The organism is Pseudomonas sp. 3B-A001-10F, assembly GCF_056313565.1.
Map to the genome: position 1 here is coordinate 12,891 of NZ_JBQYFW010000016.1, position 20,609 is coordinate 33,499.

Consider the following 20,609-nt stretch of genomic DNA (forward strand, 5'->3'; position numbering starts at 1 on the left):
TTCTTATTAGAAGTTTGCACATCTATACTCCAAAAACAGTCCGACAACCAATTCGTGACACACGCCTCATCTCAAGGCGAACCCTTCGCCTTGGCTCCTACGATAAAAACAAGTTTCGGAGACCAGCATGAACGCATCGCTTACGCCCAACGACACCACGCTGCAGAAGGTCAAACTGCTGATCGACGGCGAGTGGGTCGAGTCGCAGACCACCGAATGGCACGACATCGTCAACCCGGCCACCCAACAGGTGCTGGCCAAAGTGCCGTTTGCCACCGCCGCTGAAGTCGATGCCGCCGTCAGCGCCGCCCAGCGCGCTTTCCAGACTTGGAAACTGACTCCGATCGGTGCGCGCATGCGCATCATGCTCAAGCTGCAAGCGCTGATCCGCGAGCACTCCAAACGTATTGCCGTCGTCCTGAGTGCCGAGCAGGGCAAAACCATTGCCGACGCCGAGGGCGATATTTTCCGTGGCCTGGAAGTGGTCGAGCACGCGTGCTCTATCGGCACGCTGCAAATGGGCGAGTTCGCCGAAAACGTCGCCGGCGGCGTCGATACCTACACCCTGCGTCAGCCGATCGGTGTATGCGCCGGCATCACCCCGTTCAACTTCCCGGCGATGATTCCGCTGTGGATGTTCCCGATGGCCATCGCTTGCGGCAACACCTTCGTCTTGAAGCCGTCCGAACAGGATCCGCTGTCGACCATGCTGTTGGTCGAGCTGGCAATCGAGGCCGGTGTACCGGCGGGCGTGTTGAACGTGGTTCACGGCGGTAAAGATGTGGTCGATGGCCTGTGCACGCACAAGGACATCAAAGCGGTGTCGTTCGTCGGTTCGACCGCTGTCGGCACTCACGTTTATGACCTGGCCGGCAAGCACGGTAAACGCGTGCAATCGATGATGGGCGCGAAGAACCACGCCGTGGTGCTGGCCGATGCCAATCGCGAGCAAGCGCTGAATGCGCTGGTCGGCGCCGGTTTCGGTGCCGCTGGGCAACGTTGCATGGCCACCTCGGTGGTGGTGCTGGTCGGTGCGGCGAAACAATGGCTGCCGGACCTGAAAGCGCTGGCGCAGAAACTCACCGTCAACGCCGGTAATGAGCCGGGCACCGATGTCGGCCCGGTGATCTCGAAGAAAGCCAAGGCGCGAATTCTCGACCTGATCGAAAGCGGCATCAAGGAAGGCGCCAAGCTTGAACTGGACGGCCGCGACATCAAGGTGCCGGGCTACGAGCAAGGCAACTTTGTCGGCCCGACCCTGTTCTCGGGCGTGACCACCGACATGCAGATCTACACCCAGGAAATCTTCGGCCCGGTACTGGTGGTGCTGGAAGTCGACACCCTTGATCAGGCGATTGCGCTGGTCAACGCCAACCCGTTCGGCAATGGCACTGGCCTGTTCACCCAGAGCGGTGCGGCGGCGCGTAAATTCCAGACGGAAATCGACGTCGGCCAGGTCGGCATCAACATCCCGATTCCAGTGCCGGTGCCATTCTTCAGCTTTACCGGTTCGCGCGGTTCGAAACTCGGCGACCTTGGTCCGTACGGCAAGCAAGTGGTGCAGTTTTACACGCAGACCAAAACAGTCACGGCGCGCTGGTTCGATGACGACAGCGTCAACGACGGCGTGAATACCACCATCAACCTGCGCTGAGGAATCGATCATGAAAATCGCATTTATCGGTCTGGGCAACATGGGCGCGCCAATGGCGCGCAACCTGATCAAGGCCGGCCACTCGCTGAGTCTGGTCGACCTGAACAAAACCGTGCTGGCGGAGCTGGAGCAACTGGGCGGCAGCATTCGTGCTTCGGCCCGTGAAGCTGCTGAAGATGCCGAACTGGTGATCACCATGCTGCCGGCGGCGGTGCATGTGCGCAGCGTCTGGCTCGGTGAGGACGGTGTGCTGGCTGGCATTCGCCAAGGTGTGCCAGCGGTGGATTGCAGCACCATCGATCCGCAGACCGCTCGCGATGTGGCTGCCGCTGCGGCGAAACAAGGCGTGGCCATGGCCGACGCGCCGGTGTCCGGTGGCACGGGCGGTGCCACTGCCGGCACGTTGACCTTCATGGTCGGCGCCACCCCGCAACTGTTCGCCACCCTGCAACCGGTGCTGGCGCAAATAGGCCGCAACATTGTGCATTGCGGCGAAGTCGGCACCGGGCAGATCGCCAAGATCTGCAACAACCTGCTACTGGCGATCTCGATGGTCGGTGTCAGCGAAGCGATGGCGCTGGGCGATGCGTTGGGCATCGACACCTCGGTGCTGGCCGGGATCATCAACAGCTCGACCGGGCGTTGCTGGAGTTCGGAGATGTACAACCCGTGGCCGGGCATCGTCGAAACGGCGCCGGCCTCGCGTGGTTATACCGGTGGGTTCGGTGCGGAACTGATGCTCAAGGATCTGGGGTTGGCGACCGAAGCAGCGCGTCAGGCGCACCAACCGGTGGTGCTCGGCGCGGTGGCGCAGCAGTTGTATCAGGCGATGAGCCAGCGCGGTGACGGCGGGAAAGACTTCTCGGCGATCATCAACAGCTATCGCAAGCCTGCAATTGAAGGGCAGCGCTGAACAAACTGTGGGAGCGAGCCTGCTCGCGATGACGGCGGTTGCTTCAACAAGGAAGTGACTGACGGTCCGCTTTCGCGAGCAGGAGATTTGCGTATATCAGACATTGTTTGCCGGGAAATCACATCGGGTGATCTCCCGGCTTTTTTGCATCAGGCGAACACGAAATATTTACGCACGGTCTCGACCACTTCCCACGTGCCTTTCATCCCCGGCTCAACCACGAAAATATCGCCAGCACGCAGATGAATCGGCGCCATGCCGTCCGGAGTAATCACGCAGTAGCCTTCCTGGAAATGGCAGTACTCCCACTTCACATAATCGACGCGCCATTTGCCCGGTGTGCAGATCCATGTGCCCATGATCTTGCTGCCGTCTTCGCTGGTGTAGGCGTTGAGGTTAACGGTGTGCGGGTCGCCCTCGAGTTTTTCCCATTTGCAGGCATCGAGTACCGGCAGCGGATGAGTGTCGCGTAGAACGGTGATAGGGGCGGTCATGTGTCGGCTCCAGACAAGGCGATCAAACGGAAGCTGCACCCTATAGCGCCGTGCTTCTGCCCAGATGTCTGTGCTCGACATGCAGATATCCAGAAACGCTGCCAGGTTTTACGGATGGAGACGTAAACCTTCCAGCAAAATCAATTAACGGCAGTATTGATCTAAAACAATGGCTATGAAGTTATAACTATTTTACTTGTCTGATTTTTACTTTTAGTACGTCTGTTCCGTTGCGTCCTTAGTTGCTTTCGATAGTCAGCCTGCCTGATACCGCGGGCGCCCCACCATACCCCGTCTTTGTTAAGTAAATAAGTCGTTCACCGCACCAAGGAGGTGCGGTGTCAGTGGGCTTTTGCAGACTTTTTTCGAGTTGTAAAAAAACCTTGAATAGTTCGTTGACTCTCCCCTTAAGGGCAGAGTTTAGATTCCCGCCGCGTGAGAAGTTGCTGTGGGAAAAGTTACTTTTCATAAGTCGAATTCATGAAGTAGTCACGACATATAGGGAGATAGAAATGAACAATCCATTGGACTTGGAACATGTCGTTGCCAGCACTCGCGAAATCCTCGCACAGCTGTTGGTGATGGATGCGAATGACATCGAAGAAAACAGCAGCATCGTCGAAGACCTCGGTGCCGACTCGCTGGACATCGTCGACCTGAGCTTTCAGCTGGGCCGCCAATATGGCTGCACACTGCCGAAAACCAGCGTGCTTGACCATGCGGTGGCGGTTTGCGGGGATGCCAGCGAGTTTCTCGCCAACGGTCGCATTACCGAAAGTGGCAAGCACCTGCTTGAGCAAAGCCTCAGCGCCTACACCCCGGATCAACTGAAAGCGGGCATGCAACCGGCTCAGGTGTTCGCCGCGACCACCGTGCGTAATTGGGCCAACCAGTGCCGTAATCTCTTCAACTACCTGCCGGCAGCGTGCCCGGATTGCAACGCTCACCAAGCGGTTCTGAACGAGCGCCAACAAGTGGTCTGCGGCGCGTGCAGTGCACGTCTGGTGCCGGCGGATGGCGATGAAGTGTCCCGTCAATTGGTTGAGCAGTTTGTCACCACTCACACCAAAGAAGCGGTGTAGGAGTTCTCATGCGGGCACGAGAAGTCTATGTGAGCGGGTTCGGTCTGGTGGCGCCCATGGCGCTGGACGCTGCCACGTTGTTCGAGCGGATTTGCCGGAAGCAATCCTGTGTCCGCGAACATCCTCGGTTCAAGGCGCTGGGATTCAACAACAGCGCCGCCGGTTTTATCGACGATACGCAGTGGCAGCGGATCGGGGCCGGTTTCGGTGGCAACGCGGCGCTGCACCCACGGCAAAGTGTGCTGGCCGAATACGTTGCCCGGCAGGCGCTGGAGCATGCCGGTCTGACACCGGCAGACTTTGCCCACAGTCGCAGCGGTCTGTTTCTGGGCGCCAACAAGTACTGTGCCGACAGCCACGACCTGCAGCGGCTCAGCCGGTGCATGGATCAGGCCGGGCGCGTCGACCTCGACCGTCTACTGGACAGTCCGGCACCGTCCAGCGCGACCTTCATTCGGCGGGTCGATCAACAGACGCAGCACCTGGCCGATCGGCTCGGCATCCGCGATCACATCTCGACCCATTCCGATGCCTGTGCCGCCGGCACTATGGCCATCGGCAGTGCTTACCGGGCGATCGAGCGCGGAGAGATCGATCTGGCTATCTGCGGCGCCGTCGAACTGATGGCCAACGAACTGCCTTATTACATGTTCAACAGCCTCGGCGCGCTCTGTCAGGCCGACTTGCCGGCGAGCGAACAAAGCCGCCCGTTTATGCCTGACCGTAGCGGTTTTGTCCTCAGCGAAGGCTCGGCGATGGTCATTCTCGAATCCGCTGAACACGCTCAACGGCGCAAGGCTGCGCCACTGGGCCGGGTGTTGGGTTACGCGAATGTCTGCGAGGCGCAGAAAATGACCTCCAGCAGTCGCGACGGCAGTAAATACGAGGAATGCATGGAAGCCGCAATCGAAGACGCCGGGCTGCTGCGCAGCGCCGTGCAACACGTCAACACCCACGGGACCTCCACGCAGGCCAATGACAGTTGTGAAGCGTTGGCGTTGCAGCGTCTGTTCGGCGGGTGCCAGGACTTCATGACCTTCACCGCCAACAAGTCCGCCATCGGGCATTCCCTGGCAGGCAGTGGCGCGATCGAAGCGGTGCTGTCGCTGATGAGCCTGCGTGACGGTGTGCTGTTGCCCACCCTGAATTACGACCCCGAGCGCGCCGAATACCCTTCGCTGAAGTTCTTGAGCGAGCCGGTGCGACAGCCGATCAGCGTGGTGATGTCCAACTCGTTCGGCTTTGGCGGCATCAACAGCTCGCTGGTTCTGGGGAGGGCATGACATGAACCGAGCCATCTACCTGAATGCCGCTGCGGTGCTGAATGTGGCGGGCAGTGAATGCGCTGACTTGCTCGGCACACCCTGCGCAGCGCAACCGCTGGCCTTTGACGCACAGCGTCAGGCGTTTGCCTTGCCGACACCGCGACTGGCCAGTGACCTGTTTGATCGCAAGATCCAGCGCAGCGTCGAACCGCAGGGCTTACGGCTGTTGCATTGCGCTGCACGGCTGGCGCCAGCACTGGCGGCGCTGCAATTGCCCGCGTCACGCATTGCCCTGACAGCGGCCATTCCTGAAGTCGACGCGCCGAGTCCTTGCTGGGATGCGGTGCAGGCGATCATCGAACAGCCGCAAAAACAACTGGCGCAGTTATTGGCCAACACACCGCCCCTGCATGCGCTGACCCTGCTCAACAGCAGCGTCATGGCCTATGTGGCTGAAGCATTGAATTGCCATGGGCCAATGGGTGGATTTTGTTCTCAGGACAACGCCGGGCTGGATGCGCTGATCGAAGCTTGCCAGCAGATTGGCGAGCGACATGCCGACGCCGCGTTGGTGGTCAGCAGCAGCCCGAACCTGACCCCGGCCCTGTATCTGCGCGAGCCCGATCAGGCGAACGAAGCGATTTTCGGTGAGGGCGCCGCCGCGCTGTTGCTGGCGTCGACACCGCCGCCTGGTGCGGCACACGCCGTGCGCATTGCCGGATTTGCCCGCGGTTACAGCAACGATCCGCAACGCTCTGTGGCGGTGGGTCGGCGCGTCATCGATCAGGTTCTGAGCGTCGAAAAACTGCGGGTCGGCGACGTCGAGCATATCGTCGGCAATTGCGCTGACGGGCAAGTGATGAAGTTGCTCGAAGCTTTCCCGCGCGAGATTCGCAGCACTCGCGCCATGACCGGCGAACTGGGCGCCAGCGGCTTGCTGACAGAGGCCGCACTGACTTTGCATCTAAGCGGTGATACGGCGGCGACACCGGGTTACACGCTGCTCGTCAGCCACACTCGCGCCGGTCACTGGGGCGCATTGCTGTTGGCCAGTGAAACCATGGAGAAGCACGCATGAGTGCGACACGGATTGTGATCACCGGCATGGGCGCCGTCACCGGTTTCGGTTTCGAATGGCAGACCCTCTGGGAAAAAATGCTCGGCGCCGAACATTGCGTGCGGCCATGGCAGCCGGACGACTTGCAAGAGGCGTCGTTCGCGGTGCGTTATGCCGCGCCTGTCGACATGCGCCTGTTGCCGGAAAAACTGCAAAGCCATCCGGCCTGGACGATGCCGCTGGAAAAGCGCAGTCGGTTTGGTTGGGTGGCTGCCACGCAGGCAGTCGGTGACAGTGGCTTGCAGCCAGAACAGTTGCGTGGCGCGGCGGTGCTGTGTGCCTCGGGAGCACCGCAGCACATGCTCGCCGACATGCTGCTGACCGAAGCCCCGAATGGTGGCACCCCGAGCTGGTCGTACCTGATGCCACGGGCCGGGCAAGTGAATGCCGATAGCTCGCTGCGCCAAAGCAACGATCGTCTGGCGCGGGTAATCGCCGACGACCTGGGCTGTGAAGGACCGGTGATCAATATCAGCAGTGCCTGTGCCGGTGCTTCACAAGCCATTGGCAATGCCTTCCAGATGATTCGTCGCGGAGAAGTCAGCGTTGCGCTGGCGGGTGGCGCCGACTCGGTGCTCAACCTCGACACCATGGCCGCGTTGTATCTACTCGGCGCCGCGTCGGGCGAGCAGCGCTGGGGCGCGGATCTGTGCCGTCCGTTCGATCGTGACCGCAGCGGTCTGATTGCCGGCGAGGGCGGTGGTTTTGTCGTGCTGGAAAGCCTCGAACATGCCTTGGCCCGTGGCGCCACGCCGTATGCCGAGGTGTTGGGTTTCGGCAGCAGTCTGGACGCCTACAAAGTCACCGCACCGCAACCGCAAGGACGCGGTGCGGCACTGGCGATGCAGGCCGCGCTCGACGACGCCGGGCTACGGCCGCAGCAGATCGATCTGATCAACGCCCACGGCACCTCTACGCCGCTCAACGACGTGGCCGAAACCCTGGCGATTAAAAGCGTGTTCGCCGAACACAAGCACTATCAAGCCTTGGCCATCAGCGCCAACAAATCACAGTTCGGTCACCTGATCGCGGCCGCTGGCGCACCGGAATGCATCGTCACCGCGTTGGCCTGCCTCAACGATCTGGTCACGCCAACGGTGAACCTGCATGACGCCGACGAACAGTGCGATCTGGATTACTGCGCCGGGCAAGCCGTCAGCCGCCGAGTGGATTACGCGCTGAGCAATTCCTTCGGTTTCGGTGGCCTCAATACTTCGCTGGCCCTTGGCAAATATCGGGAGCATGGACAATGACTGACGCCACTGTACGTGTCGCGATCGCCGGCAGCGGTTGTGTATTGCCCACCGGCTGGGGCGTTGAGGGTTTCTGGTCGGCGGCCCGCGAAGGGCGCAGCGCAATCTCGCCCCTGAACTCGTCGCTGTTCCACAGCGAGCGGGTGACTGCGTTCGGGCATATCGCTGATCGAGATCATCAACGTAGCCGTCAGGACGTTGCGCAAAACCTCCAGCGTTACTGTCCGCCGGCGGTGATCTGGGGCGTCAGTGCGGTGCGCCAGGCGTTGGCCGAGGCCGAGCTTGAACCGGGCCGCGACAACGTGCGTTTTGGTCTCTATTGCTGCCAGGGCGGTTACACCCATCCGTCGCTCGCGTCTTACGGTGAACTGCTGCACGAATGTCAGACCGAGAGCGGTGCCGACATGCAGCGTCTGGCCAAACGTGTATTGCAGGAACGTGCACTCGATCCGTTCCTGGTGCTCAAGAGCCTGAGCAACGGTTTGCTCGGCGTCGTCAGTCTGGCCTTGAAGCTTGAGTGCGAATGCAACGCCTACATGCAAGGCGTGGCCGGCAATCTGGCGGCGCTGCGCGAAGCCTGCGCGGCGTTGCAGAGCGGGCGGATCGATGCGGCCATTGTGGTGGGCGCGGGCAGTGAACTGGATCCGCTGGCCCTCGCCGCACTGGCCGAGGCTGGCGTAATCAGCACCGACGGTTCGCCAAGCCTGCGAGCCTTCGATCGCCAGGGCAGTGGTGGTATTGCCGGCGAAGGTGCGGCGGCACTGGTGTTGCGCCGCGCCGATGATCTGCCGGCCGGGCCGCAAACCTGTCTGACCGCTCTGTTCGCACACCCGCGTCTGGATTCGCTGAACCTGCCGGACAAACAGGTGGATCTGCTGATCAGCAGCGCCACTGGCGATCCGCACAAGGATGCCGATCTGGCCCGCACGCTGGCGCGAACCGGCGCCGCGCACATCACCAGCAGCACGCCGCTGACCGGCATGCTCAGTGGTGCACCGAGCCTGGTTGATCTGATCTTTGCCCGGCAGGCTTTGCAGGCGCAGAGCATCCCGCCGGTCAGTGGCCTGGAGCAACCGCTGGATGCGCATCTGCCGTTTGTGATCGGTGGGCCGCGCGATGCCGTGCTCCACGATTGCCTGGTCATCAACCGCGACGACAACGGTTTTAGCGCCGGTTACCAACTCGAATTTCACGCGGCCGACTGACCGTCGGCACGCAACGAAACGCAGCTGATTTTTTACTCAAGGGATAGAACTGTCATGGATTACCGCGATTACGTACGGCCGAAATTCGTTGAATTGATGCAGGCTCTGGGCCTCGAATGCCAGTTCCACAGAGCGCTGGGCAGTAAATTGTTTTACCGCGACCGCCAGGGCGAAGAGGTGACGGTTACTGACTTCCTCGGCGGTTACGGCGCCGCGCTGTATGGCCACAACGATCCGCAATTTGTCGATCAACTCGTCGACCTGCTGCGTGCCGATGTGCCGTTCAATGCGCAGATGTCGGTGCGCGGTGCGGCCGGTCAATTGGGGCGTGAGCTCAGTGAAGCCTTCAACCGTGAGCTGAACAACAGCGAACGCTACATTTCGACCTTCTCCAACAGTGGCGCCGAGTCGGTGGAAATCGCCGTCAAGCACGCCGAATACCGTCGTCAGAAAAACCTGCAGAAGCAATTCGACGAGCGTGATTTCGCCCTCGCCAATCTGGTTGCCAGCGACAAGGCTTACGTCGAGTTGGACGTCGACGATCTCGATTTGCCCGCCGGTCTGCTGCCGCAGAATCTGTCCTGCGTCACCGTGCGCCAAGTGGCCGAAGCGGTGCGTCAGCACAACCTGGCGCAACTGCATGTCGAGCCGGTGTTCCTCGCTGTGCGCGGCAGCTTCCACGGCAAACTGGTGAACACCGTTCAACTGACCTATGGCAAGCAGTACCGCAAGCCGTTCGCCCGTTTCGGCCTCAACGTCGAGTTCATCGACCCGCAGCAACCCCAGCAATTGCAAGAGCTGCCGGCCCGCCACGTGCGTCACTGGCTGAGCCTGGAATGGAGCGGCGAAACCCTGCAGGTTCGCCGTGAGGCGTTCAGTGCGATCACCGCCGTATTACTTGAGCCGATTCAGGGCGAGGGCGGCATCAACGAGTTTGCCAATGAGTTTTATCTGGGCCTGCGGCGCCTGTGCAACGAGCAGCAATGCCCGCTGATCATCGATGAAGTGCAATCCGGTTTCGGCCGCACCGGCACCTTGCTTGGCGCCAGCCATTTCAACTTGCAGGGTGATTACTACTGCCTTTCGAAAGCGCTGGGCGGTGGCCTGATGAAAATCGCCGCGACGGTGATTCGCGCCAGCCACTACGAAAACGATTTCAGCTACATCCACAGTTCGACCTTTGCCGAAGATGACGCCTCTTGCCATATCGCCCTGTCGGCCCTGCGCCGTCTGTTCGAGAACGACAGCGCGATGCTCAAGGACGTGAACAAGAAGGGCGAGTACCTCAAGGCTTCGCTGCTGGAACTCAAGGCAGCCTACCCGGACGTCATCGCCGACGTGCGTGGGCGCGGCTTGCTGCTGGGCTTCGAACTGCACGACCTGACCGGCACCAGTTCACTGGTTCAGGCCTCGGCGCAGTACAACGATGCGCTGGGCTACATCATCGCCGGCTACCTGCTGCAATTCGAATCCCTGCGCGTGGCGCCGTCGGGCAGCAACGCCAATGTGATCCGACTGGAGCCGCCGGTGTGCATCACCTTCGAAGAAATCGACGGCTTGATCGGTTCTTTGCAGAAAGTCTGCGACATGTTGCGCCGCCGCGATGCCTTCCCGCTGGCGGCTGGTGTGTGTGCCGACAGCATCGCGCAAGTGCCGGCCCGCGAGGTCAGCTTCAAGGAGGATGAAAGCCTCCCAAAGTCTGATGAGAACGTGCGCGTGGTGGCGCGCGTGGCGTTCATCAACCATCTGATTGATTCGGACATGCTCAGCGACGTCGATCCTTCACTGTCGACCCTGAGCGCTGAACAGAAACGCGAGTTCATCAAACGCATGGCCCCCGAGCGCCGTGCCGCGCCGATCGGACCGGTGCAGATTCGCTCGAAACTCGGCACCGCCGTGGAATTCACCCTGTATCCGCTGTGCATGGATTCCGATGCGATGGCGGCGTACATCGCCAGCGGCGATCTGCAAACCATCCGCGAAGAAGTTGGCAATCGCATCAAGGATGCCCGCGCCGATGGCTACAGCGTCGCCGGGCTGGGCATGTACACCTCGATCGTCACCAACAACTGCCAGGCGCTGCAGATCCCCGACATGGCGCTGACTTCCGGCAATGCACTGACCATCGGCATGGGCCTGGAAGCTATCGAACAGGGCTGCAAGCAGCAAGGCCTTGAGCTGGGCGAGCAGACCGCTGCAGTGGTCGGTGCCGCCGGCAACATCGCCTCGACCTACGCCTCGCTGCTGTCGACCAGCGTCGAGCACCTGATCCTCATCGGTAGCGGCCGCGACGGTTCCCTGCGGCGTCTGGAAAAAACCGCGCAACAGATTTACGCCGAAGCCGCCCGCGCGATCCTCAAGGGTGTCGCCGAACACGATCGCCTCGCCCGTCGCCTGCAGCAAATTGATGGAATCGATGCGCTGTTGCAGGCCCACGGCAGCAGTGCCGATCTGGGGCAACGCGTGGCGAAACTGGTCGAAGAACGCCTGGGCGCGAACGCCTTCATCACCGTCAGCAACGATCTTGAAGTGCTGAAACAGGCACGCATCGTGCTCTGCGCGGCGAACGCACCGCAGCCGTTTCTCTTTGCCGAACACTTCGCCGAAAGCAGCGTGATCTGCGACATCGCCGTGCCGCTGAACGTTGACCAGAACCTCGCTAGCCAACGCTCCGACGTGCTCTACATGCACGGCGGCATCGTGCAGACGCCGCTGGGCGATGGCCTGGTGAAAAACGTTCGCGCCTATCTCAAACAGGGTCAGTTGTACGCGTGCATGGCCGAGTCGGTGCTGATGGGCCTGTCCGGTATGAAACAGCACTACTCCTACGGCGACATCAGCCGCGAGCAAGTGCAGCAGATTCGTGCACTGGCGGCGACTCATGGCTTCAGCCTCGCGCAGTTCAAAACCGACAACTCGCTTTAAGGAACGGTCATGCCGAATAAAGTAGCAGTGGTGACCGGTGGCAGTCGCGGCATCGGCCGGGCGATTGTCCAGACTCTGGCCGGGGCGGGTTATCAGATCGCGTTCAGTTACGTGCGCGATGAAGTCGCGGCAATGGTCTTGCGCGATGAGGTCCAGGCCTCGGGCATCGATTGCCTGGCGTTGCAGTGCGATGTCAGCAGCGGCGACAGCATCAAGGCGTTTTTCGAGCGGGTCGATCAGCATTTTCAGCGTATCGATCTGTTGGTCAACAACGCCGGTATCACCCGCGACGGTCTGCTGGCGACGATGTCGTCGCGTGACCTGATCGACGTGATCCAGACCAACCTGATTGGCACGATGCTGTGCTGTCAGCAGGTGGTGCCGGGCATGTTGCGCCAGCGCAGCGGTTGCATCGTCAACATCAGTTCGGTGGCGGCGCAGAAGCCCGGCAAAGGCCAAAGCAACTATGCCGCCGCCAAGGGCGGGGTCGAATCCTTGACCCGGGCCTTGGCGGTCGAGCTGGCGCCGCGCAACATTCGCGTCAACGCGGTCGCCCCGGGCATCGTCAAAACCGAGATGAGTACGGCGCTGATTGGCAGTCAGGAGGAAGAAATCCAGTCGCGTCTGCTGATCAAACGCTACGCCGAACCGGAGGAAATTGCCGAAGCGGTGCTGTACCTCGCCGATCGCGGTTTGTACCTGACCGGGGAGGTCCTGTCGGTCAACGGCGGGTTGAAAATGCCATGAGCCGGACCATTCTGATCACCGGTGCGGCCAAAGGCATCGGCCGCGCGGTTGCCGAGAACTTTGCCGCCGACGCCGACAATCGCTTGATCCTGCTGGATCTCGATCTGGCCGAACTGCAGCGCTGGGTCGACGAGCGACAGGAGCAGATCAAGGCGCGGGTCGAAACCCATGCGGCGAACATTGCCGACCTGCCGGCCATGCAAGCGTTCTTTAAAACCCTCGGATCGCAAGTCGAATACGTCGATGTGCTGGTCAACAGCGCCGGCATCTGCAACGAGAACGAGCCGGAAGACCTGCACAACTGGCACAAGGTGATTTCGGTCAACCTCAACGGCACGTTCTACGTGACCTCGCTGTGTCTGGCGCTGATGCCGGACCGTGGGCGAATCATCAACATGTCGTCGATCCTCGGCCGTGCCGGCAAGGTGCGCAACACCGCGTATTGCGCCTCCAAGCACGGCATCGTCGGCATGACCAAGGCGCTGGCGCTGGATCTCGCTTCGCGGCAGATCACCGTCAACGCGATTCTGCCGGCGTGGATCGATACGCCGATGTTGCAGGGTGAGTTGGCGACGCAAGCGGCGATTGCCGGTTTGACCCAGGAGCAGATCGTGCGCAACGCGAAGAAGAAACTGCCGATGCGCCGTTTCATCCAGAGCGAAGAAGTGGCGGCGATGGTGCGTTACCTGGCCAGCCCCGAGGCTGGCGGGGTGACCGCGCAGAGTCTGGTGATCGATGGCGGTGTCGGGTTGGGAATGTAGCGATGCCTCGATTTCACAACAGTCACATCGTGGGTGCGGTGTGGGCGTGCATGACTGCGCCCGCCGCGATGGCCGAATTTACCGTCGCTGATCTGAAGCCCGATTACGCCGACGGAGAAGTCGGCGTGGCCACGGCCATGCGTCTGCACGGCGACGATCAGGTCACGCAAAAAGCCGTGTATTTCAAAGCCAACCTGGAAGACAACTGGGAGGGTGGGTACTACAAGGCCAAGGGCCGCGTGCGTTACGACGCGCGCTATGACGGCAACAATCCGTACAGCGAACGGGCGCGCGACAAGTACCGTTTCGACGCTGATTGGCGGCACCTCTACGTCGGCCATTCGCTGGGTGACGGCGAAGTGACGGTGGGCTGGCAGCAAGTGGTCTGGGGCCGCGCGGATGAATTGCGCGTGCTCGATCAGATCAACCCGCTGGACTATCGCGACGGTCTGACGCCGCTGCTCGAAGACAGCCGCATCGCCGTGCCGATGGTGCGTTTTGCGCAACCGGTGGGCGAGTGGGAACTGGAGGCGCTGTGGATCACCGACTTCGTGAAAAACCAGGCGCCGGTTGAAGGCAGTGAATTTGCCGCGCCACTGTTTGCTACGCCGGACCCGCAGTATTTCCTGCTCGATTCCAAGCCCGGCTATGACGGCGACAAAGGCTATTCCTATGGCCTGAGCGCCAACGGCCGGATCGGTGCGGTGGACACCAGTTTTGTCGCCTTGAGCGCCCGTCAGCAAGACCCGGTGTACGCGGTCGAAGGCCTCGCCGACGACGGCCGCACGCGGCTGGAACGGCAGTTTCCCCGTTACACCATGGGCGGTGCCGGGCTGGCGATCGACGCCGGGCACAGCATCGTGGTGCGCAGCGAGGTGGCGTATTTCGACAACTGGCGCGTGACCAATCCGACCCGCGCCTACGGTGCGGACAGCACGCCGATGGTCAAGTCGCTGCTGGGTGTTGACTACCTGTTGCGCGACTGGCTGATTTCCGCGCAGTGGCAGGAGCAGGTGTTGCTCGACTGGCAGGACGGCATGTTGCAGGACAAACACGAACCGCTGTTCACCCTGTCGGCCGAAGGCACTCATTGGCAGGACCGCCTCAAGAGTCGTCTGGTGGTCGCTGGCTCACCGCCGTTTCAGGACGACGCCTTGTTGCAAGGCATCTTCACCTACAAGCCGGTCGACTACATCAAGCTCGGGCTGGAGGTGGACGTGTTCTTCGGCAAGCCCGAGAAGACTTTCGGCGAGTACAGCAAGCGCGATCAAGTACGGCTGTCGGCCGGTTATCTGTTCTGACCCATCACGCCTGCCGCTCTCGCGCAGGTGCACTCATCCAACGAAAAGGAAGTTGTTATGTTGCCGTTTTTGAAAAGTCTGACCACCGCCGCACTGATCCTCGGTAGCGCCTGCGCCAGTGCCGCCGAGGCTGGCAATGCTGATGAGATCATCCGTCAGGTACGCGATCGCAATGACGGGAACAGCTTCATGTCCCAGGTTTCGCTGATCCTGCATGACAAGAAAGGCAATACTCGCGTTCGCGAGTTCACCTACCTGCAAAAGGATTACCCGGACAGCGACAAGTTCAGCATGTACTTTTCCGCGCCGACTGACGTCCGTGACGTGGCCTTCCACATCGAAAACCCCCACGAAACCCTCGGCCTGGAAGACAGCCAGTGGATGTACCTGCCAGTCAGCCGCCAGACCCGCCGCATCTCCACCACCGACAAGCGCGGCTCGTTCATGGGCAGTGAGTATTCGTACGCCGATCTGGACAAGATCCGCGTCAAAGACTATTCGCAGAAACTAGTCGGCGAAGAACAGATCAAGGGCCGCGACTGCTATGTGATCGAGCGCGAACCGGCGTCCCCAGAGGTGCTGGCCAAGACCGGTTACAACAAGCTGAAGGTGTGGATCGACAAGCAGAACTTCCTGGTCATGCGTCAGGATTTCTTCGACGTCAAAGGCGTGCTGATCAAGCAGATGCGCACGCAGAAAGTCGCGACCATCGACTCGATCGACAGCATCGTGCTCAGTGAAACCGAGCACTTCATCGACGGTACGCGTTCGGAAATGCGCTTCAACCAGTTGCAGTACAACGTTTCTCTGGAAGACCGCCTCTTCACCCAGACCGCCATCAAACGCGGGCTGAAAACCGGTGACCTGCCGGACTTTGCCGTGTCTGCTCGCTAAGCGCCGACCCCGACGACCTGGAACCGCATGATCATGGAAAGATATCTGAATTTCGTCGAGCGCTATGCGCGGGCGATTGTTTTCCTGCTGGTGGCGATTACGGCGTATTTCACTTATACGCTGGGCGCGCTGGTGTCCGACACCAACCCTTATCTGCTCAAGGAAAGCCACCCGGCGCGCAAGACCATCATCGATTTGCAGGGTGAATTCACCGGCACGTTCGACTCGGTCATGGTGGCGCTGAACAACCCGCAAACGGTGTTCAACAAATCGACGCTCAACGCACTGTTTTCGATGTCGCAATCAGTGCGCAAGATGATTCTGGCCAACGATGCCGACAAGGAGCAGTTGGCGCAAATCGTCGCCCGGCATGCAGACGACAGCCGTGCGCAGTTGTTGACCCGGGACATTCTCGAGGGTGGCTTTTCGCAGAACGATTACGCCAACGCCAAGGCCTTGCGTGATCATGCCCAGAGTCAAAACTGGGATTCCCATGATCAGCTGTTCCTGACCTTTCTCGCCGAGCGGATCAACCCGATCCGCGAAATGGCCTCAATGGGCGACCTGGAAAACATCGTCCTGACCGACGACGGCGAGCTGTTGATCCACAAAACCCTGAATGCCTATGACATGGACCCGGCGCTGGTCGAGTCGCAGATCATGGGCAACGAATTGATGGTCGACGGGGTGGTGTCCAAGGACAAGAAAGTCGCGATGCTGGTGGCCGAACTTGGCACCAAGCAGGACGACGCTCAGGCGCAATTGCGCGCCTATCAGATCGTGCGCGGCATCGTCGCGCAATATCAGGCCGAGCACCCCGAGTACAAGGACGAAATCTTCATTGCCGGCATGCCTATCTTCATCGCCGCGCAGCAGGAGATCATCGATCATGACCTGGCCGTGCTGTTTCCGATCGTGTTTTTGCTGATTACCTTGCTGCTGATTTTCTTCTTCCGCAAACCACTGGGCGTGCTGCTGCCGCTGTTCAACATTCTGTTCTGCACCATCTGGACCTTGGGCCTGATGGCGCTGTTGCGGGTGCCGTTCGACCTGTTGACCAGCGTGCTGCCGGTATTCCTCTTCACCATTTGCTGCTCCGATGCGATCCACGTGATGGCTGAATATTACGAGCAGAAAAACGCCGGCAAGAGCAATCGTGAGGCCAACCGTGAAACCCAGCGCTTGATGGTGGTGCCGGTGGTGTTGACGACCGTGACGACCATCGCCACGTTCATGATTTCCACCACCAACAACATTGTCAGCATCCGCAATTTCGGCGTGTTCATGTCGATCGGTCTGACCGCGGCGCTGATCATTTCGCTGTTGCTGATTCCGGCGTGGATTTCCATCTGGGGCAAGGATCAGCCGCAGCAGGCCAAGGCTGAGGTACACAAGGAATCGATCATCTCGCGGTATCTGGTGGCGTTCTGTGCCTGGATGATCCGCTTTCGCAAACCGATCCTGATGGTCATGCTGCCGCTGTTGGCGCTGGCCACCGTGTTCACCTTCCGCGTCGATATCGAAGACTCCGGCATCGCTTACTTCAAGCCGGAAAGCCACATTCGCGTGTCCGATCAGTTCATCAACCACGCCAAAGTAGCGGGCACGGCGCCGGGCTGGATCGCGATCGACAGCAAAGAGCCGCGCGGCGTGCTGACCACCGAAGTGGTGCAGTTCATCGACAAGCTCGACCACTTCATCAAGCAGCAACCGAACGTCAGTTACGGCTACTCGCTGGCCACGTACGTCAAACGCATGAACCTGGTGCTCAACGACATGAACCCGGAGTATCTGCGGGTGCCGAATGCCGTGGAGAAGGTCTCCTCGGTCAATGACGACGGGCAGCTCGAGCAGTTTGAAGTGCCGGGCAATTCGCTGATCGAGCAGCACGTGATGCTGTTCGAGAACGGTGGTGGTTCGGACCTGAACAACGTGCTCAACGCCGATTTTTCCAAGGCCTTGACCCTGTACACCATGACCTCGTCGGTCGCCAGCGACTATCAGGGCATGCTCGATCGCCTCGATGCCTGGTTGCTGGTGAACAAACCGGCCAACCTGGAGGTGACCCACGCGGGCACGCCGTTGATCTGGACCGGGGTGTTGCAGGAAATCACTCAAGGCCAGGTGCTGAGTTTTTCCCTGGCCTTGCTGGTCGTCACGCTGATGATGATGTACTGGCTCAAGTCGGTGCGCCTCGGTGTGCTCGGCATGCTGACCTTGCTGACCACGTCGGTGACGGTCTATGGCTTCATGTTCCTGTTCGGCATTGAGCTGAACATCGGCACGACGCTGGTGACGTTCCTGGTGGTCGGCGTGGTGGATTACGCGGTGCACCTGCTGTCGCGCATCAAGTTGCTGGTGGAGCAGGGCATTGAGATCGACGCGGCTATTTTGCAGGCGATGCACAGCGTTGGCCGCTCGACGGTGATCAACGTGGTGATCTTCTCCGTAGGCTTCATGGCGCTGCTGTTTTCCGACTTCAAGCCGATTGTCGATCTCGGCGCACTGGTGGCGATGGCGCTGTTTTCCAGCGGGGTCATGACCATTGTCCTGGTGACACTGGTATCGCCGTGGTTCTTTGCGGCGATTGCGCCGGCCCCAGCACTGCGCACAGAGGGGGAGCCGGTGCCGGGCTGATTCGCCAACGTGCGTGCGCGCCTGCCCTGAGACGGCAGGCGAGTCTGGTCATGCGGCGCAGCAGGGTTTTCAGTTCAGTGTATTGACCGGGTTTTTTTCGCCATAGCGGGCGATGCGCTCGAACTGACACTCCTGGCGGGCGTCGTTGAGGTTGTGTTCAAACGCCTCGAGGCCATCATGCAATTGCTGCAAATCGCCGATCTGGGTCACCAGTTCGGCTTTTTTTTCGGCGATGGCTCGTTGCGCCATGTCCCACGGGAATTCGTCGCCGCGGTAGTTGTTGAGGATCACCTGCAGCTCTTTGAGCTTGAAGCCCAGTTGCTGGGCGCACTTGATGAACGTCAACACCTCGACACTTTGCTGGCTGTAGATGCGGTATTTGCCTTCACGCTTGGGCTCGGGCAACAGGCCGATTTCTTCGTAATGGCGAATGCTTTTGACTGTGGTGCCCGACAGCTGGGCGGCTTTGCCGATATACATAAGGTCCGTCTCGATGGTCAAACATAGCGTAGCGCGATCGGGCGTCATGCCGGATCGGCGGCGATTATATGTCCAATATCATCTGAAAATGGCAACTGCGCGTAAATGACGTGCACAGGCGACGGACGGGCTCGTGGAGGAAGCCCGAAGAGGCACTGACGGCGGCTTGTGCGCCGTCAGTTGAGGCGGCTGGAAAGCCTTAGACGGCGGCGGTCACGCGCGCCTGTTCCAGCCAGGCATCGCGCTGGTTTGGCTTGGAGCCAAGGATCGGCCCGAAGGTCAGCGTCTTCAGTGGCTTGATGCCGCAGAATTCCAGCGTGGTCTTGCGCATCTGATTCAGCCCCGGCATGCCGTAGATCCATTTGTAGTACCAGTACGGCGTGTCCATGGTCACCAGCAAATGCGCGGTGCGGCCTTTGAGCAGCTTGTCGGGGAAGGCTTTGCCTTCGCGGTATTTGAAGGCGAAACCCGGCAGGAAAATCCGGTCGACGAAGCCTTTCAACAGTGCCGGAATCCCGCCCCACCAGATCGGATAGACGAATGTCAGGTGTTCAGCCCAGGTGATATCGGCCTGGGCTTGCAGCAGGTCAGGCTCCAGTGGCTGCACCTTGTTGTAGCCTTCGTGCAGGACCGGGTCGAACTCCAGCGCATCCAGACGCAGCAGCCGCACTTCATGCCCGGCGTCCTTGGCGGCCTGAACGTAAGTCTCACTCAATGCCCCGCAAAAGCTGTCGGTGGAGGGGTGACCCAGTATCACGAGCATTCGTTTGCTCATTGTGTGTACTCCTGAAATGAAGCTCACAGGATAGAGTCTGCCCCTAGCGGTAGAGTCAAGGCACCAGCGCATCAAACAAGGCCCGGGCGTAACCGGGCAGGTGATCGAAGTCCCGCGCACACAGTTGCAAGGTGCGATGCGCCCAGACTTCGTCCAGCGGCCGGCACGTTACCGAGTGCACCGCCGCCCAGCGTTCGATGGCCACCTTGGGCACGATAGCCAGCCCCGCACCTCGCGCCACCATGCGCATGACGCCCTCGAAGCCATCGGCACGGATCCGGATCGACATGCGCTGGCCGATGTGCAGCGCTTGTTCCTCCAGGTGAATCGCCAGCGCGCTGTGGCTGCCAAGCGCTACGTAGTCGTGCGCCAGGGTTTCACCAAACGTCAGCGACGCCTGACTCGCCAAAACATGCTCAGGGGGCAGGATCAGCACCAATGGATCGTCGCGAAAGGGCCGGGTCTGCAGACCGTGGGTGTCGACCGCATCGGAGACGATCCCGAGGTCCGCCGCGCCTTGGCGCAAGGCATGGGTGATGCGCGCGCTGGGCAACTCCTGCAAGTCGATGTCGAGATTGGGATGATCGCGCAGGAAGTCCGCGAGTACTTCCGGCAGGTATTCGGTGATCGCCGTGGTGTTACACAGCAAACGCACCTGACCTTTGACGCCTTGGGCATAGTCGGCCAGATCCTGCTGCAGGCGTTCGGCCTGTTGCAGGAGGATGCGTGCGTGTTGGGCCAACGCTTTACCGGCCGGCGTCGGGGTGACGCCACGACGGCCGCGTTCGAGGAAATCGATGCCGAGCGAGGCTTCCATTGCGCGGATTCTGGCGCTGGCGGCGGCCAGGGATAAATGGCTGCGGACGGCGCCAGCGGTGATGTTGCCGGTGTCGAGGATGTGCAGGTAGAGGCGCAGGTCGGTGAGGTCGAAGTGCATGAGGGTGGCCTCTGGTTTTAGGGTGTTCGGGCTGGCCCCTTCGCGAGCAGGCTCGCTCCCACAGGGAGTTGCGTACGACACACATCCAATGTGGGAGCGAGCCTGCTCGCGAATGGGCCAGAAGCCTCAATGGAATAATCAGCCTCTTGCTAAAAGAGAGGCACCCTCA

General features: G+C 60.6%; 17 protein-coding genes. 13 read left to right on the plus strand and 4 right to left on the minus strand.

Annotated elements, in window-relative coordinates; all coding sequences use genetic code 11:
* The first annotated feature begins 127 nt into the window (after nucleotides 1-127).
* Together AC0ZWN_RS16110 and mmsB are read left to right on the plus strand one after the other, a co-directional pair.
* Nucleotides 128-1,654 (plus strand): CoA-acylating methylmalonate-semialdehyde dehydrogenase, encoded by a 1,527-nt coding sequence (locus AC0ZWN_RS16110; protein WP_095051045.1) that lies wholly within the window; start codon nucleotides 128-130, stop codon nucleotides 1,652-1,654.
* A 10-nt stretch (nucleotides 1,655-1,664) separates the two neighbouring features.
* Complete coding sequence (gene mmsB, locus AC0ZWN_RS16115; RefSeq protein ID WP_476335715.1) at nucleotides 1,665-2,567, plus strand: 3-hydroxyisobutyrate dehydrogenase; 903 nt, start codon at nucleotides 1,665-1,667, stop codon at nucleotides 2,565-2,567.
* Between the two features lie 149 nt (nucleotides 2,568-2,716).
* On the opposite strand, the gene AC0ZWN_RS16120 is transcribed toward mmsB, so the two are convergent.
* On the minus strand, nucleotides 2,717-3,061 hold the full coding sequence (locus AC0ZWN_RS16120) for a cupin domain-containing protein (RefSeq protein WP_003177747.1): 345 nt from the start codon (nucleotides 3,059-3,061) through the stop codon (nucleotides 2,717-2,719).
* 512 nt (nucleotides 3,062-3,573) lie between these two features.
* Here AC0ZWN_RS16120 and AC0ZWN_RS16125 point away from each other — a divergent pair.
* From AC0ZWN_RS16125 to AC0ZWN_RS16175, 11 genes are read left to right on the plus strand one after another with little or no spacing between them, the layout of a single operon-like run.
* Nucleotides 3,574-4,143: an acyl carrier protein gene (locus AC0ZWN_RS16125; protein ID WP_099757928.1), complete on the plus strand. Its 570-nt coding sequence runs from the start codon at nucleotides 3,574-3,576 to the stop codon at nucleotides 4,141-4,143.
* Between the two features lie 8 nt (nucleotides 4,144-4,151).
* A complete protein-coding gene (locus AC0ZWN_RS16130) occupies nucleotides 4,152-5,426 on the plus strand; it encodes a beta-ketoacyl-[acyl-carrier-protein] synthase family protein (RefSeq protein WP_476335717.1) in 1,275 nt (424 codons plus the stop codon).
* A gap of 1 nt (nucleotide 5,427) precedes the next feature.
* A complete protein-coding gene (locus AC0ZWN_RS16135; RefSeq protein WP_476335719.1) occupies nucleotides 5,428-6,486 on the plus strand; it encodes a beta-ketoacyl synthase in 1,059 nt (352 codons plus the stop codon).
* A complete protein-coding gene (locus AC0ZWN_RS16140) occupies nucleotides 6,483-7,778 on the plus strand; it encodes a beta-ketoacyl-[acyl-carrier-protein] synthase family protein (RefSeq protein WP_476335720.1) in 1,296 nt (431 codons plus the stop codon). The genes AC0ZWN_RS16135 and AC0ZWN_RS16140 overlap by 4 nt, the downstream gene beginning before the upstream one ends.
* A complete protein-coding gene (locus tag AC0ZWN_RS16145) occupies nucleotides 7,775-8,983 on the plus strand; it encodes a beta-ketoacyl synthase N-terminal-like domain-containing protein (protein ID WP_476335721.1) in 1,209 nt (402 codons plus the stop codon). Before AC0ZWN_RS16140 ends, AC0ZWN_RS16145 begins: the two co-directional genes overlap by 4 nt.
* 54 nt (nucleotides 8,984-9,037) lie before the next feature.
* Nucleotides 9,038-11,908, plus strand: coding sequence for an aminotransferase class III-fold pyridoxal phosphate-dependent enzyme (locus AC0ZWN_RS16150; protein ID WP_476335722.1), 2,871 nt, complete (start codon nucleotides 9,038-9,040; stop codon nucleotides 11,906-11,908).
* 9 nt (nucleotides 11,909-11,917) lie between these two features.
* Nucleotides 11,918-12,655 carry a 3-oxoacyl-ACP reductase family protein gene (locus tag AC0ZWN_RS16155; protein WP_476335724.1) on the plus strand — a complete coding sequence of 246 codons (738 nt, stop codon included), beginning with the start codon at nucleotides 11,918-11,920 and terminating at the stop codon, nucleotides 12,653-12,655.
* Nucleotides 12,652-13,416: an SDR family NAD(P)-dependent oxidoreductase gene (locus tag AC0ZWN_RS16160; protein WP_077570926.1), complete on the plus strand. Its 765-nt coding sequence runs from the start codon at nucleotides 12,652-12,654 to the stop codon at nucleotides 13,414-13,416. Before AC0ZWN_RS16155 ends, AC0ZWN_RS16160 begins: the two co-directional genes overlap by 4 nt.
* Before the next feature lie 2 nt (nucleotides 13,417-13,418).
* Entirely contained in the window at nucleotides 13,419-14,717 is a 1,299-nt protein-coding gene (locus AC0ZWN_RS16165) for a DUF1302 family protein (protein WP_476335726.1), read from the plus strand.
* Nucleotides 14,718-14,774: 57 nt separating this feature from the next.
* Complete coding sequence (locus AC0ZWN_RS16170; RefSeq protein ID WP_093442334.1) at nucleotides 14,775-15,611, plus strand: outer membrane lipoprotein-sorting protein; 837 nt, start codon at nucleotides 14,775-14,777, stop codon at nucleotides 15,609-15,611.
* A gap of 33 nt (nucleotides 15,612-15,644) precedes the next feature.
* A complete protein-coding gene (locus AC0ZWN_RS16175) occupies nucleotides 15,645-18,248 on the plus strand; it encodes an efflux RND transporter permease subunit (protein WP_476335727.1) in 2,604 nt (867 codons plus the stop codon).
* Between the two features lie 69 nt (nucleotides 18,249-18,317).
* On the opposite strand, the gene AC0ZWN_RS16180 is transcribed toward AC0ZWN_RS16175, so the two are convergent.
* From AC0ZWN_RS16180 to AC0ZWN_RS16190, 3 genes are all read right to left on the minus strand, one after another.
* Nucleotides 18,318-18,728 (minus strand): MerR family transcriptional regulator, encoded by a 411-nt coding sequence (locus tag AC0ZWN_RS16180; protein ID WP_034154373.1) that lies wholly within the window; start codon nucleotides 18,726-18,728, stop codon nucleotides 18,318-18,320.
* A gap of 199 nt (nucleotides 18,729-18,927) precedes the next feature.
* Nucleotides 18,928-19,503, minus strand: a complete 576-nt coding sequence (locus AC0ZWN_RS16185; RefSeq protein WP_137218889.1) for an NAD(P)H-dependent oxidoreductase — start codon at nucleotides 19,501-19,503, stop codon at nucleotides 18,928-18,930.
* Nucleotides 19,504-19,558: 55 nt separating this feature from the next.
* Nucleotides 19,559-20,440, minus strand: a complete 882-nt coding sequence (locus AC0ZWN_RS16190; RefSeq protein WP_093442329.1) for a LysR substrate-binding domain-containing protein — start codon at nucleotides 20,438-20,440, stop codon at nucleotides 19,559-19,561.
* Between the last annotated feature and the right edge of the window lie 169 nt (nucleotides 20,441-20,609).

Bases quoted from the DNA above. Each gene is read 5' to 3' on its own strand.
- AC0ZWN_RS16110 (WP_095051045.1), top strand. From the start codon at position 128: ATGAACGCATCGCTTACGCCCAACGACACCACGCTGCAGAAGGTCAAA.
- mmsB (WP_476335715.1), top strand. From the start codon at position 1,665: ATGAAAATCGCATTTATCGGTCTGGGCAACATGGGCGCGCCAATGGCG.
- AC0ZWN_RS16120 (WP_003177747.1), bottom strand. From the start codon at position 3,061: ATGACCGCCCCTATCACCGTTCTACGCGACACTCATCCGCTGCCGGTA.
- AC0ZWN_RS16125 (WP_099757928.1), top strand. From the start codon at position 3,574: ATGAACAATCCATTGGACTTGGAACATGTCGTTGCCAGCACTCGCGAA.
- AC0ZWN_RS16130 (WP_476335717.1), top strand. From the start codon at position 4,152: ATGCGGGCACGAGAAGTCTATGTGAGCGGGTTCGGTCTGGTGGCGCCC.
- AC0ZWN_RS16135 (WP_476335719.1), top strand. From the start codon at position 5,428: ATGAACCGAGCCATCTACCTGAATGCCGCTGCGGTGCTGAATGTGGCG.
- AC0ZWN_RS16140 (WP_476335720.1), top strand. From the start codon at position 6,483: ATGAGTGCGACACGGATTGTGATCACCGGCATGGGCGCCGTCACCGGT.
- AC0ZWN_RS16145 (WP_476335721.1), top strand. From the start codon at position 7,775: ATGACTGACGCCACTGTACGTGTCGCGATCGCCGGCAGCGGTTGTGTA.
- AC0ZWN_RS16150 (WP_476335722.1), top strand. From the start codon at position 9,038: ATGGATTACCGCGATTACGTACGGCCGAAATTCGTTGAATTGATGCAG.
- AC0ZWN_RS16155 (WP_476335724.1), top strand. From the start codon at position 11,918: ATGCCGAATAAAGTAGCAGTGGTGACCGGTGGCAGTCGCGGCATCGGC.
- AC0ZWN_RS16160 (WP_077570926.1), top strand. From the start codon at position 12,652: ATGAGCCGGACCATTCTGATCACCGGTGCGGCCAAAGGCATCGGCCGC.
- AC0ZWN_RS16165 (WP_476335726.1), top strand. From the start codon at position 13,419: ATGCCTCGATTTCACAACAGTCACATCGTGGGTGCGGTGTGGGCGTGC.
- AC0ZWN_RS16170 (WP_093442334.1), top strand. From the start codon at position 14,775: ATGTTGCCGTTTTTGAAAAGTCTGACCACCGCCGCACTGATCCTCGGT.
- AC0ZWN_RS16175 (WP_476335727.1), top strand. From the start codon at position 15,645: ATGGAAAGATATCTGAATTTCGTCGAGCGCTATGCGCGGGCGATTGTT.
- AC0ZWN_RS16180 (WP_034154373.1), bottom strand. From the start codon at position 18,728: ATGTATATCGGCAAAGCCGCCCAGCTGTCGGGCACCACAGTCAAAAGC.
- AC0ZWN_RS16185 (WP_137218889.1), bottom strand. From the start codon at position 19,503: ATGAGCAAACGAATGCTCGTGATACTGGGTCACCCCTCCACCGACAGC.
- AC0ZWN_RS16190 (WP_093442329.1), bottom strand. From the start codon at position 20,440: ATGCACTTCGACCTCACCGACCTGCGCCTCTACCTGCACATCCTCGAC.